The following is a 12,910-nucleotide window of genomic DNA, read 5'->3' as shown; positions in this document are numbered from 1 at the left end:
CGGGGCGGCGATTATTCTCGCCGCCCGGATCGCATCCTAAAAGAGAAAATGATCATGAGTAAGTCCAATAATAAAATGGGGGTCGTGCAATTAACGATCCTGACCGCCGTGAATATGATGGGTTCCGGCATAATTATGCTGCCGACCAAGCTGGCCGAAGTAGGCACGATTTCGATCGTTTCCTGGCTGGTGACCGCCGTCGGCTCGATGGCGCTGGCCTACGCCTTCGCCAAATGCGGCATGTTCAGCCGTAAATCCGGCGGCATGGGCGGCTACGCCGAATACGCCTTCGGTAAATCAGGCAACTTCATGGCGAACTACACCTACGGCGTTTCGCTGTTGATCGCCAACATCGCCATCGCCATTTCCGCCGTCGGCTACGGCACCGAGCTGTTCGACACCACGCTCAGCCCGCTCGGGATCTGCATCGCCACCATCGGCGTGCTGTGGCTGGCGACCGTCGCCAACTTCGGCGGCGCGCGCATCACCGGCAAAATCAGCGGCATCACCGTCTGGGGCGTGATCATTCCGGTGGTGGGCATCTCGGTCATCGGCTGGTACTGGTTCAGCGGCAGCGCCTATGTCGCCGCCTGGAACCCGCATCAGGTGCCGACCTTCGAAGCCATCGGCGCCTCGATCTCAATGACCCTGTGGGCGTTCCTGGGGCTGGAATCCGCCTGCGCCAACACTGACGTGGTGGAAAACCCGGAGCGCAACGTGCCGATCGCCGTACTGGGCGGCACCCTCAGCGCGGCGGTGATCTATATCATTTCGACCAACGTGATCGCCGGCATCGTGCCGAACATGGATCTGGCCAACTCCACCGCCCCGTTCGGGCTGGCGTTCTCCCACATGTTCAACCCGACGGTCGGCAAGATCATCATGGCGTTGATGGTCATGTCCTGCGTCGGCTCGCTGCTCGGCTGGCAGTTCACCATCGCTCAGGTGTTCAAATCCTCCGCCGACAGCGGCTTCTTCCCGAAAATCTTCTCCAAGCTGAGCAAGGCCGACGCGCCGGTTAAAGGCATGCTGACCATCGTCGTCATCCAGAGCGGTTTGTCGCTGATGACCATCAGCCCGTCGCTGAACAAGCAGTTCAACGTGCTGGTGAACCTGGCGGTGGTGACCAACATCATCCCTTACATCCTGTCGATGGCGGCGCTGGTGATTATTCAGAAAGTGGCGAAGGTGCCGGACAACAAGGCGCGCATCGCCAATATCATCGCCGGCATCGGCGCGCTGTACAGCTTCTATGCGCTCTACAGCTCCGGTGAAGAAGCGATGATGTGGGGCGCCATCGCCACCTTCCTCGGCTGGACGCTGTACGGCATCGTTTCGCCGCGCTTCGAGCTGGCGGGAAAAAAGGGGTAAAGCGGTAAGGCTCCGGCGGCCGGGGATAGGATTGTGATGGGGCGCAATATCACCTCATCACAACCCTGGCCAGCCGACGCTCTCTGTCGCCTACGCCGCTCTAGTGACTGGAATGATTCACTCTCTTTCTTGCTCTCGGGCTTTATTATCAGTAAATCCAAGCCACCACGCATAATCCCTGTTCACTACCGCCATTCATAAATAAAAAGCATCAAAACATCATTGATACCGCTTATATAAATCCATTTAAAACAGCGTTCTCGCTTCGTCACCCGATGTGCGCCAATGCCTTCAGCATGAATAAAAAACCTTATTAAATATGGCGTTAGGATGATTAATGCCGTTTTAGAGGGACTTTATTTCCCGAACGCCTAAGCACTTTCTATCATCTGCTCTGCTTTCCGGCGGTGCTATGATCATCGTTGATTTACAACCAATCACCGGCTCATCATCGGAATAAACGGCCAATTATTCACCCCGGAAGTCACGTGACGAGGTTTATATGAAAAACAATGAAAAACTCATTGTGAAAGCAGAAGAGACTCAACTGCCAAAAGATGTGGTTTATGCATTCTTGATGAACACAGCAAAGGAAGACGTCACCAATGCCGCCATGCGTCTTATCGATGAAAACGCGGTTTATACTTCCCTGAACTTTGAAAACAAAGAGCTCAAACAGATCGAGCCCTGGGCGGGCACTTCTCAAGGGCGACAGGTTTACATCGACACCTTTTCAAATGTCGGCACTTACTGGGAGATAAACGACTTCACGATCGGTGACATTCTTGCCGACGGAGGCACCGTGGCCGTATTTGGTCAATTCACCTATACCTCAGTAGCGTTAGGCCATCAGTTCACCTCTCCTTTCGCAATAAAAGCGCAGGTCAAAGACGGAAAAATCGTTTATTTCCAGTTTATGGAAGACACCTATGCTTCCGCGGCTTCATTCCGCGTCAGTGGCGAGTGGACAATTCAGCATCATAAAGGGGAAGAAAACAAATTTACCGTGGGTGTAAAATAGTCCCTTATCGTCAAGACGGAATAAACAAACCGTTCCGCCAGTGGTGAAATCCATCGTTAAATCGTGACAAAATAGAGATGCCGCGCTTAGCTATGGCGGCCTGATGTCATCTCTACCCTTGCACAGGACCCCAATGATGGACTTGCCCCACTGGTATCTCTATATGCTGCGTTTACCGAGCGGCATGCTGTATACCGGCATCACCACCGACGTGGCGCGCCGCCTGGCGCAGCATCAGGCCGGCAAAGGCGCCAAGGCGCTGCGCGGCAAAGGGGAATTGACGCTGGCGTTTCACTGCCCGGTGGGGGATCGCTCAACGGCGCTGAAGCTGGAATACCGCGTCAAACAGCTGAGCAAAATACAAAAAGAGCGGCTGGTGAATCACCCGCCGCTGTCGTTGGAGTATTTGTTGCCGGGCGCTAGAAGCGATTAAACGGCGCCGAAAAAGCCACTTCGCCGCTGACGCCATTCAGGGCGTCTTCCGCCAGCGGATACACCTGGAATGCGCTTTCCGTCTCCGGCCAGCGGCAGTGCAGGCCATAGGCGGCGGCCGGTTTAAAGCCGAAGCGGCCGTAGTAGGCCGGATCGCCCAGCACCACCACCGCGACGTAGCTGAATTCGTTCAGCGAATCCAGGCCTTCGTACACCAGCTTTTCAGCCAGCCCCTGGCGACGCAGGCTTTCGTCTACCGCCAGCGGCGCCAGCGCCACCCATTGGCGGTCTTCGCCGGCCACGTCTACCGGGCTGAACGCGGCGTAACCCACTACCCCGCCTTCGTCGTCAGTGGCGACCACGCCCAGCGTCAGCAGGCCGTCTTCACGCAGCTGCTGCACCAGATCGGCTTCGTCGTCGCGGCCAAAGGCGCGGCGCAGCAAGGCGTCAATGCCCGCCGCGTCTACCGGGATCTCTACGCGGATCAGCATGATACCGCCACACGGGAAACCGACGCCGTGCCCTCCTGCAGCCCTGCTTCGACAAAATCAGCCAACTGCAGCAGCCCCATGCGCAGCGGCGCAGGCATGCTTTCCAGCTCGATGGCGTCCATCAAATTTTTCACATACAGGCCCAATTCGGTATCCCCTTCAATCTGCAGCCGACGCTGAAAGAACAGCGTATCCGGATCTTGCTTGCGCGCCGCGATCAGGATCAGATCGTTGGCGTCGCCGCTGAAACTGACGTCCGCTTCGGCGTGCTGGCTGACCACCAGTTTGTCGTTTTCTACCGTCATAAACCAGTGTAGCGCCAGATCGCGAACTTCGATCTTCAACCAGCGCGATTCGAGAAATTCCAGCTCGCCATCCGCCAATGCCTGGCGGAACTGCCAGCTCAGCACCTGTTGCAGCAACTGGCGCTGCAGGGCGAACGGTGTGAATTTCAGCGGGATGCGCAGCAGCGACGGCCCCTGGCGCACAAGGCGTGCTCGTAGTTGTTCCAACACGGTCATCCACTCCTTTCAATACGGACTACCGCTATTTTGCCACACTGGCGCGCGGCTTCAGCGGTCTATATCAACAAATAGTGCATTTCGCCGCCATGTTTATCAATACGCCATAAGCTGCCCCAAATCAAAACCTGTGTGCGCCCCTTTGCCTAAAATGGCCTCCCCGATTCGCGTTTGCCGGCGGAACACCGCCGCCGGCAACCTTTAAAGACAGCGTGCGCCCGGCCGGGCGTACGGCTAAGCCAGGATAAATCTATGGAGCTGCTTTGTCCCGCCGGCAACCTGCCGGCCCTGAAGGCCGCGGTGGATAACGGCGCCGACGCCGTTTACATCGGTCTGAAAGACGATACCAACGCGCGCCACTTCGCCGGCCTCAACTTCACCGAGAAAAAGCTGCAGGAAGCGGTCGATTACGTGCATCGCCACGGCCGCAAACTGCATATCGCCATCAACACCTTCGCCCATCCCGACGGCTACGCCCGCTGGCAGCGCGCGGTGGATATGGCGGCCCAACTGGGCGCCGACGCCCTGATTCTGGCGGATCTGGCGATGCTGGAATATGCCGCCCAACGCTACCCGCAGCTGGAGCGACACGTTTCGGTGCAGGCTTCCGCCACCAACGAGGAAGCGATCCGTTTCTACCAACGCAACTTCGAGGTCGGCCGGGTGGTGCTGCCGCGCGTGCTGTCGATGCACCAGGTGAAACAGCTGGCGCGCACCAGCCCGGTGCCGCTGGAAGTGTTCGCTTTCGGCAGCCTGTGCATCATGGCCGAGGGGCGCTGCTACCTCTCCTCCTACCTGACCGGCGAGTCGCCGAACACCGTCGGCGCCTGTTCGCCGGCACGTTTCGTGCGCTGGCAGCAAACCCCGCAGGGCATGGAGTCGCGCCTGAACGACGTGCTGATCGACCGCTACCAGGACCATGAAAACGCCGGTTACCCGACGCTGTGCAAGGGCCGCTATCTGGTGGACGACGTGCGCTACCACGCGCTGGAAGAGCCCACCAGCCTCAATACGCTGGAGCTGTTGCCGGCGCTGCTGGCCGCCAACATCGCCTCGGTGAAGATCGAAGGCCGCCAGCGCAGCCCGGCTTACGTCAGCCAGGTGGCGCGCGTCTGGCGCCAGGCGATCGACCGTTGCCAGGCCGATCCGGCTGCCTATCGCGCCGACGCCGCCTGGATGGAGACGCTGGGCGCGATGTCCGAGGGCACCCAAACCACGTTGGGCGCCTATCACCGCAAATGGCAGTAGCCGGAGGAAACATGAAATACGCACTGGGGCCGGTGCTCTACTACTGGCCGAAAAACGACATCGCGGCGTTCTATCAACAGGCGGCGGAGAGCAGCGCCGACATCATTTACCTCGGCGAGAGCGTCTGCACCAAGCGGCGCGAGATGAAGGTCGGCGACTGGCTGGCGCTGGCGCGTGAAATCGCCCGCAGCGGCAAGCAGGTCGTGATCTCCACGTTGGCGCTGCTGCAGGCGCCGTCCGAACTGAATGAGCTGAAACGCTATGTGGAGAACGGCGAGTTTCTGTTTGAAGCCAACGACCTGGGCGCGGTCAACATGGCGGCGGAGCGCGGTCTGCCGTTCGTCGCCGGCCATGCGCTGAACTGCTACAACGCCTATACCCTGCGCCTGCTGCGCCGCCAGGGCATGATGCGCTGGTGCATGCCGGTCGAGCTGTCGCGCGACTGGCTGGCCAACCTGCTGACGCAGTGCGACGAACTGGGCTTCCGCCACGACTTCGAAGTGGAGGTGCTGAGTTACGGCCACCTGCCGCTGGCCTATTCGGCGCGCTGCTTCACCGCCCGCTCGGAAAACCGCGGCAAGGACGAGTGCGAAACCTGCTGCATCAAATATCCGCAGGGCCGCATGATGCGTTCGCAGGAGCAACAGCAGGTGTTCGTGCTCAACGGCATCCAGACCATGAGCGGCTACTGCTACAACCTTGGCAACGAGCTGCCGAGCATGCAAGGGCTGGTGGACATCGTGCGGCTATCGCCGCAGGGCGCCGAGACGCTGGCGCAAATCGACGCCTTCCGCGCCAACGAGTATGGCGAGCAGCCGCTGACTTTGACCGACCACGCCGACTGCAACGGTTACTGGCGCCGCGTGGCGGGACTGGAGTTGGTGTCTTAGCGAGGACAGTGCCGGCGGCGGACGCTGCCGGCACTGTTTATTTATCAAGATTAATGCGATCATTTCTACCGTGGAACCAATGGAATAAACTTACACACATCAGGCAGCAGCTTCTGATACCAAAATACGTGAAAACCGCGATGGCCGCATCTACCAAATGTTCTCCGTATGAAATAATACTCAATGAGGAGAACGAGATAAGTAACATACTCAACGTTAGCGCCATCATATTACAAAGCGGGTTTAAAAGACGCCTGTTAACCATAACCCACCCTCTATTTTTGACACTCTAAAAGCGATTGACTCATCACCAGCGACATTGCCCATTAACGCTATTGGCGTTTTTATTCCCGCCCAAAGCACCACCGTTATTCTTATTATTCCCGGCTGGGCTGTTATCTGCGCAAGAGACCGCCCCCATTAAGCCACCGGCAACGGCCATGCCGACCATCCCAGGCGGGCCGCCGGAAAAACCGGTAAATGCGCCAATGATAATGCCCATTCCAACCTGATTGGCACAAGAGTTTGGCGCACCTCTGCTTGGCCTATCACGATCGCCGCCGTTATTTCCATCGCCACAACCGCCAATCAGTTTCATCTCGTCAAATGTAAGCATTCTTATTGTTAACATATTATTCCATCCTTTAAATAACACGTTATAGATAAAATTAACGTCAACCATTAATTCCCTAAGCAGGTCGACAATTACAATTACCAAAGTCAAAATAAGAAATCAAATTAAAATAAGAGTGAACATCCCACTAAATAAATCACCTTAACCATATCAATAATACGAAATAATAAAGGCGCCGAAAATGGCGCCTTTATTTATCTCCTACGCCCGCCGCTTCCTGAACATCCCGCGCAGCGCCACGCTGTTGCGCAAGAAACCGACGCCGAAGCCCAGCAGGGTGTAGACCACGCCGAGCACCAGCATCATCATCACATCGCCCCACACTTCATTCAGCGACAGCCCCATCTGGTTGACGCCGGCGATCGCCTTGGTGCCCCAGGTGGAGGGAATGCTGTACGAGATGGCGCGCACCCAGGCCGGCATCGACTGCAGCGGCCAGATGGTGCCGGACAGGTAGAATACCGGCGTCGTGATGAACGCCAGCGTCAGGTAGATCATCTCAACGCTGCGCAGGCACTCGGTCACCAGCTTGCCCAGCCCCAATACCGCCAGCAGGAACGGGAAGGTCAGCAGCAGCAGTTCGGCGATGTTCGCCGTCTGCCGATAGCCCAATACCCACGGCCACAGCACAAACAGCACGATCGACAGGAACAGCCAGATCGGCAGCAGCGCCGTCAGCCCGCCGAGGTGCGCCGCCAGGGGCGCCTTGCCGCCGGGCATGCTCTTCATGGCGATATTGACGCGGATACAGGCGATCAGCAGCGAGTGCTGCAACAGCATCACCAGCAGGCCGGGGAAGATGATCGCCGCGAAGCTGATGCCGGGGTTGAACACGTCCAGCGTTTGCCCCAGTATCGGCGTCAGCAGTATCTGCGCCTGCCGTTCGCTGAAGCCGCTGCGCAGCAGCAGCCCGTTGTTGTACTCCGTCAGCAGCTGCTGGTAGGCCGCCACCACGTCTTGTTGGATCTGGCCGTTGGCCAGGCGGTTGGTGGCGTCGCCGTAGACCGGTACCACGATGTTTTGCCCGCTGAGAATTTTCTTCTCCAGATCCACCGGCATGATGATCACCGCAAACAGCTTGCGCCAGCTGAGATCGCGCTGCGCCTGTTCCAGGCTGTCGTAGGTTTCAATCGCGATCTTGGAGGTGGCGTCCAGTTGGCGGATCAGCTGGCGGCTGGCGGTGCTGTGATCCTGATCGACCACCCCCACCGGCAGATCCCACACCGTGCGGTTGGCGTACACCAGGCTCATGATGCACAGCGACAGGATCAGCATCAGCCACACCGGCCGCTCCAGCATGCCGAGCAGCACCTTAACGAAGGTTTGCCAATAGAGCTTCATCCGGCGTTCCCCTCTTTTGCCAGCCGCGCCGGCAGGCGATTGCGCACCAGCAGCGCGGCCACCAGCGGATAGACCGCCAGCAGCGCGCACACGCTGAAGATGGCGCTGGCGTGCACCTGCCGCAGGAACACGTCGAACATCGCGTACAGCGCGTGGGTCAGCGGTTCGATGTTGGAAATGATGCGCGCCGGCAGCGGCATCGACAGCTCAGGCACCGCCATTCCGGAGAAGGTCATCGCGATACTGACCAAAATACCGATCAGGCTGTAGGCGGTGATGGTGCTGCCGGTAAAGGTGTACAGCAGCAGGCCGATACTCTGCGCCGCCATCACGTAGAACAGGCCAATCATCAGCATAAACAGCGGGTTGCCGCTGACGCGGGCGTCAAAGATGCCTACCAGCGCCGCGATCTCGACCATCAGCAGGGTGGTGAAACACAGCGTGTACGGCGCCAGCTTGCCGAGCAGCGCCAGGCTGAACGGCTTGGCCTGCAGCAGCGACTTGCTGCGCGCCAGCACATAGATCATGCAGGTCACCGCGAACAGCTGCAGCAGGTGGATGGTGGCGGCGAACTGCTGGTAATAGATATAGCTGCCGCTGGCGTTGAACAGGCTGCCGTAGGAGAGCGTCACGTCCGCCAACGGCGGCAGGGTTTTACCCATCTCGGTGGCGATGATGCTGCGGGTGCTGGCGTTGATTTCGTTCATCAGGCCGCCGAAGTCCTGAGTGGAGTACAGCCCGGCGCCGTAGAACAACGCATTGTAGTACATCACCACGCTCGGCTGTTTGCCCGATAGCGCGTTGGCCTCAAGATCCGGCGGGATATACAGCAGCGCGTAATCCTGCGCGCTGCGCAGGCGGCTCAGTGACTCCGGCAGCCCGCCGCTGTAAGCCTCGACGTGGGCGTGCGAACCGGCGTCCAGCCGGCGCGTCAGCGATTTGGACAGCGGGCTGTGATCGCTGTCCACCACCGAGACCGGCAGATCGAGCAGCGTGCCTTCGGAGAAGTTGCTGCTGATCAGCGCAAACAGGATCAGCGGAAAGATCCAGCTCAGCCAGTGCACCACCGGGCTGCGAAAGGCGACGCGACACTCTTTGTCGAACGCGTGACTGAAGCAGCGCCAGCCGGCCCTTACTCTTTCCATTGCCATAAGGTGCTCATCCCCGGACGCAGGCCGTCCACCGGCTGTGACGGATACAGGCGCACTTCGAAGGTTTTCAGGTCGAAGTCGCCGGTGGCGCGGGTGGCGCGTTTGGTGGCGTAATCCCCCAGCGGCGCGATGTAGCGCACCTCGGTGTCGATCATTTTGTCCTTCAGCGCCGGCACCCGCAGCTTGACCTTGTCGCCTTTGCGCACGTGGGCCAGGATGTCTTCACGCAGGTTAAACACGAAGTAGGCGTCCGGCACCCGGATCAACGTCACCAGCGGGCTGCCGGCGTTCAGCAATTCGCCCACTTCGGCCGGGATCGGCCCCACTTCACCGTCCACCGGCGCTTTCACCTGCAGATCGTCGCTCTGCGCCTGGATCTGCAGCAGGTTCTCTTCCGCCGCCCGCAGCGCCGCCGCATATTGCTGCCGCTGCTCGACGCGGTCGCCGTTGATGCCTTCATCCAGGTTGGCCTTGGCGGCCTGCACCTGCTGGAAGGCGGTGTCGCGCGACCGGCGCGAAGCGTCCAGCTCGGACTTCGAGATATAGCCCTTGCCGGCCACGCTCAGGTTACGGTTGTAGTCGTTTTGCGCATTGCGGTACTGCGCCTCGGCCTGCGCCAGGTTGGCGCGCAGGTTGCGGATGCTCTCTTCACGGGTGCCGTGCAGCGACAGCTCGAGCTGCGCTTTGGCCTCGTCGCGCGTCGCCTGCGCGGAACGCAGCTGCGCCATCAGTTCGGGGCTGTCGAGTTGGATGATCAGTTGGCCGCTTTTCACGTCGTCGCCGCGTTCGATCAGGCGTTCAACGACTCGGCCTTTCGCCTTGGATGCGACGATCACTTCGGGGGCATCCACTTCACCCTGCAGTAACAGATCCTGATTGTGCGCGCGGAACAGGATCGCCAATGCGATCGCCGCCAACATCAGCAACAGGGTAAACAGCGTCTTTTTTTTCATTATGTCAGCTCCCGGAACGGTAAGCGGCGGGCGGGGATCATCATTTCCATGTCTCAAATTGCTCCAAAAAACACCATTGCACTCATGAGGATATCACAAGCACATATCTCCTCTTTTATAACTATAAATTGGATTATGCTTTTAACACTAAAAAGCATCTTTTTTTCGGCCTTTTAGTATGCAGACTCCTGCAATCGCCCTTTAAGCGATCCACTCTCTGATGGACGATGTCATGACTGAACACACTGCCGTACCGCTTTCGGTACTGGATTTATCGCCAATCCCGCAAGGGGCCAAGGCGCGCGACGCTTTCCACTGTTCGCTGGATCTGGCGCAGCACGCCGAACGCTGGGGCTACCAGCGTTACTGGCTGGCCGAGCACCACAATATGACCGGCATCGGCAGCGCCGCCACCTCGGTGCTGCTGGGCTATCTGGCCGCCGGCACCCAGAGCATTCGCCTCGGCTCCGGCGGCGTGATGCTGCCGAACCATGCGCCGCTGGTGATCGCCGAGCAGTTCGGCACGCTGGAGTCGCTCTACCCCGGCCGCATCGATCTGGGGCTGGGCCGCGCGCCCGGCACCGATCAACGCACCATGATGGCGCTGCGTCGCCACCTGTCCGGCGACGTGGATACCTTCCCGCGCGACGTGCAGGAACTGCAAAACTACTTCTGCGACGCGCAGCCCGGCCAGCCGGTGCAGGCGGTGCCGGGCCAGGGGCTGCATGTGCCGCTCTGGCTGCTCGGCTCCAGCCTCTACAGCGCCCAGCTGGCGGCGCAGCTCGGCCTGCCGTTCGCCTTCGCTTCGCACTTCGCTCCGGATATGCTGTTCCAGGCGCTGCAGCTGTACCGCGAGAACTTCAAACCCTCCAAACAGCTGGCGCAGCCGCACGCCATGGTGTGCGTCAACGTGATCGCCGCCGAAAGCGATAGCGACGCGCGCTTCCTGTTCAGCTCGATGCAGCAGCAATTCATCAATCTGCGCCGCGGTTCGCCCGGCCCGCTGCCGCCGCCGGTGGATAACATCCACGCGCTGTGGACCGCCGGCGAGCAGTACGGCGTCGAACAGGCGCTGCGGATGTCGATCGTCGGCGATGAAAAAACGGTGCGTCACGGGCTGCAAACGCTGCTGCGTGAAACCGATGCCGACGAGATCATGGTCAACGGCCAGATCTTCGATCATCAGGCGCGGCTGCGTTCGTTCGAGATCGTCGCCGGGGTGAAAGGCGACATCGTGAAGGGCTAAAAAGCGAAAAGGCGGTGGGAACCCCGCCGCCTTAGCGTTAACGCTGGATCAGATAGCGGATGGTCGGCCCGTCCTGCTGGATATCCAGCACCTTGTAGCCGTGGTTGCGCGCATCAAGCGGGATGTTGTTGATCGACTGCGGGCAATCGCTGATCACCTCCAGGATCTCCCCCGGCTTCAGCTGCGGCATCGCCTCCAGCGTCGCCACCGCCGGGTACGGGCAAGGTTCGCCCAGCATGTCCAGCCGGTAGTCCGGCACTATCGTCGTCTCTTTCATGGCATGCTCCTCAAATTCACCACTTGCGCCTCAGGCCGGGCGCGGAAAAAGCGTTTCTCCCACCACAGCATGGCGGCGAAGGCCAGCGCCAGCAGCAGGTAAGTCACCAGCAGGCCGCCGATCGGGCCGAAGGTGTCGAGCAGGTTAATTTTGTCGTAGTCGGTCGCCAGCGCCGGCGCCAGATCGTCCCAGTAATAGGCCAGCAGCGTAGCGCCGATGATGTTGCCCAGCCCCACCCACCAGTAGTGCACCTGTCCTTCCACCGCACGGTACATCCAACCGGTCTCGCAGCCGCCGGCCAGCACGATGCCGAAGCCGAACAGCAAACCGCCCAGCACCGCATTCGGGCCGGCCCACATGATCTTCGGCGCCACGCCGAGCTGCACATAGCTGAAGATGCCGATGGCGCTCACCGCCATGCCGATGATGATGGCTTTCGCCATGTGGGTGCGGCCGGTGATCCACAGATCGCGGAACGCCGAGGTGAAGCAGATCTGCGCGCGTTCGATCAGCAGGCCAAAGCCGATGCCGAACAGCATGGCGATGCCAAGCTTCGGCGCATCGAACAGCGTCCACAGCGACCAGGCCACCGCCAGGCCGAAGACGGCCATGCCCAGCCGGAAGCGGCGGCGCGCCTGCTCAGGCTTCTGCGTCAGCGGCGCGGCGGCCTTCACCTTTTGCAATTTGACCGGGATGCGGAACATCGGCAGCAGCGTGAATTTGGCGCCGAAGTAGGAGCCGGCGGCAGTCGCCAGCGCGAAGAACCAGGCGTGCAACGAGAACTGCGGAATGCCGGTGAAGAATGCCGCCAGGTTGCAGCCCATCGCCAGGCGTGCGCCGAAGCCGGCGATGATGCCGCCCAGCAGCGCCTGCACGATGCGAATGCGGTGCTGCGGCTGACGCAGTTTGATGTTGTTGGCCCACAGCGCGGCGGCGATGCAGCCGGCGAACATGCCGATGATCATGCGCCCGTCGATGCGCTCCAGCGGCGTGCCCTGCAGGCCGATAACCTTGAAATAGCCCCACTGCTCAGGGTGCAGGCCGAACCACTGCAGCACATGGCCGCCCCAGCGAGTGAATTCGCCGGTCACCGCCCAGAAGGTGCCGGTCATGCCGAAGTAGTAGGTAGAAAGGATCCCGGCGGCGATCACCGCCGGCAGCGGCGCCCAAAAGCGCACCAGGTATTGAGATTTAAACTGCTGCCAACTCATGGCATCTCCCGTGCATATCATCCGTAAGAAAAAACCTTATGAATGATACGCCATTCAGGGGCGTTTGACGGCAACTTTCAGGCATAAAAAAACCAGCCCGCAGGCTGGTTTTTCAGAGCGCTT

Annotated in this window: 14 protein-coding genes; 6 read left to right on the top strand and 8 right to left on the bottom strand. The window is 59.9% G+C overall.

Annotation, left to right across the window (positions count from 1 at the left end):
• Positions 1-54 precede the first annotated feature (54 nt).
• The 3 genes from potE (at position 55) to J0F90_RS02190 (ending at position 2,825) form a co-directional block, all read left to right on the top strand.
• The gene (gene potE / locus J0F90_RS02200) at positions 55-1,371 is read left to right on the top strand and encodes a putrescine-ornithine antiporter (protein ID WP_025305085.1); all 1,317 of its coding nucleotides are present in this window, start codon (positions 55-57) and stop codon (positions 1,369-1,371) included.
• Between the two features lie 502 nt (positions 1,372-1,873).
• Positions 1,874-2,392 carry a nuclear transport factor 2 family protein gene (locus J0F90_RS02195; RefSeq protein ID WP_004933453.1) on the top strand — a complete coding sequence of 173 codons (519 nt, stop codon included), beginning with the start codon at positions 1,874-1,876 and terminating at the stop codon, positions 2,390-2,392.
• A gap of 136 nt (positions 2,393-2,528) precedes the next feature.
• Positions 2,529-2,825 (top strand): GIY-YIG nuclease family protein, encoded by a 297-nt coding sequence (locus J0F90_RS02190; RefSeq protein WP_033634297.1) that lies wholly within the window; start codon positions 2,529-2,531, stop codon positions 2,823-2,825.
• Here J0F90_RS02190 and J0F90_RS02185 read toward each other — a convergent pair.
• Positions 2,812-3,315: a GNAT family N-acetyltransferase gene (locus J0F90_RS02185; protein WP_033638893.1), complete on the bottom strand. Its 504-nt coding sequence runs from the start codon at positions 3,313-3,315 to the stop codon at positions 2,812-2,814. The two genes, J0F90_RS02190 and J0F90_RS02185, sit on opposite strands and share 14 nt — an antisense overlap.
• Positions 3,309-3,830 (bottom strand): ubiquinone anaerobic biosynthesis accessory factor UbiT, encoded by a 522-nt coding sequence (ubiT, locus tag J0F90_RS02180; RefSeq protein WP_028127577.1) that lies wholly within the window; start codon positions 3,828-3,830, stop codon positions 3,309-3,311. Before ubiT ends, J0F90_RS02185 begins: the two co-directional genes overlap by 7 nt.
• Positions 3,831-4,088: 258 nt before the next feature.
• Between ubiT and ubiU the strand changes: the two genes are divergently transcribed.
• Entirely contained in the window at positions 4,089-5,084 is a 996-nt protein-coding gene (gene ubiU / locus J0F90_RS02175; protein WP_033638895.1) for a ubiquinone anaerobic biosynthesis protein UbiU, read from the top strand.
• Positions 5,085-5,095: 11 nt separating this feature from the next.
• Positions 5,096-5,974, top strand: coding sequence for a U32 family peptidase (locus J0F90_RS02170; RefSeq protein ID WP_033638898.1), 879 nt, complete (start codon positions 5,096-5,098; stop codon positions 5,972-5,974).
• Between the two features lie 307 nt (positions 5,975-6,281).
• Here J0F90_RS02170 and J0F90_RS02165 read toward each other — a convergent pair whose 3' ends face one another.
• The 4 genes from J0F90_RS02165 to J0F90_RS02150 all read right to left on the bottom strand — a co-directional run bounded on the left by J0F90_RS02165 (position 6,282) and on the right by J0F90_RS02150 (position 10,053).
• Entirely contained in the window at positions 6,282-6,656 is a 375-nt protein-coding gene (locus tag J0F90_RS02165) for a hypothetical protein (RefSeq protein ID WP_126186726.1), read from the bottom strand.
• 153 nt (positions 6,657-6,809) lie between these two features.
• A complete protein-coding gene (locus J0F90_RS02160; RefSeq protein ID WP_025305062.1) occupies positions 6,810-7,949 on the bottom strand; it encodes an ABC transporter permease in 1,140 nt (379 codons plus the stop codon).
• Positions 7,946-9,100, bottom strand: a complete 1,155-nt coding sequence (locus J0F90_RS02155) for an ABC transporter permease (protein ID WP_033638899.1) — start codon at positions 9,098-9,100, stop codon at positions 7,946-7,948. Before J0F90_RS02155 ends, J0F90_RS02160 begins: the two co-directional genes overlap by 4 nt.
• On the bottom strand, positions 9,082-10,053 hold the full coding sequence (locus J0F90_RS02150) for an HlyD family secretion protein (RefSeq protein WP_033638900.1): 972 nt from the start codon (positions 10,051-10,053) through the stop codon (positions 9,082-9,084). Before J0F90_RS02150 ends, J0F90_RS02155 begins: the two co-directional genes overlap by 19 nt.
• Positions 10,054-10,285: 232 nt before the next feature.
• Between J0F90_RS02150 and J0F90_RS02145 the strand changes: the two genes are divergently transcribed.
• A complete protein-coding gene (locus tag J0F90_RS02145) occupies positions 10,286-11,299 on the top strand; it encodes a luciferase-like monooxygenase (RefSeq protein WP_025305059.1) in 1,014 nt (337 codons plus the stop codon).
• Positions 11,300-11,336: 37 nt separating this feature from the next.
• On the opposite strand, the gene yedF is transcribed toward J0F90_RS02145, so the two are convergent.
• Entirely contained in the window at positions 11,337-11,576 is a 240-nt protein-coding gene (gene yedF / locus J0F90_RS02140) for a sulfurtransferase-like selenium metabolism protein YedF (RefSeq protein WP_004933486.1), read from the bottom strand.
• Entirely contained in the window at positions 11,573-12,787 is a 1,215-nt protein-coding gene (gene yedE, locus J0F90_RS02135; RefSeq protein ID WP_016929320.1) for a selenium metabolism membrane protein YedE/FdhT, read from the bottom strand. The genes yedF and yedE overlap by 4 nt, the downstream gene beginning before the upstream one ends.
• Between the last annotated feature and the right edge of the window lie 123 nt (positions 12,788-12,910).

Origin of the sequence: Serratia marcescens subsp. marcescens ATCC 13880 (genome assembly GCF_017299535.1) — a bacterium.
GTDB lineage: Bacteria > Pseudomonadota > Gammaproteobacteria > Enterobacterales > Enterobacteriaceae > Serratia > Serratia marcescens.
This window is presented reverse-complemented; position numbering and strand designations above follow the sequence as displayed.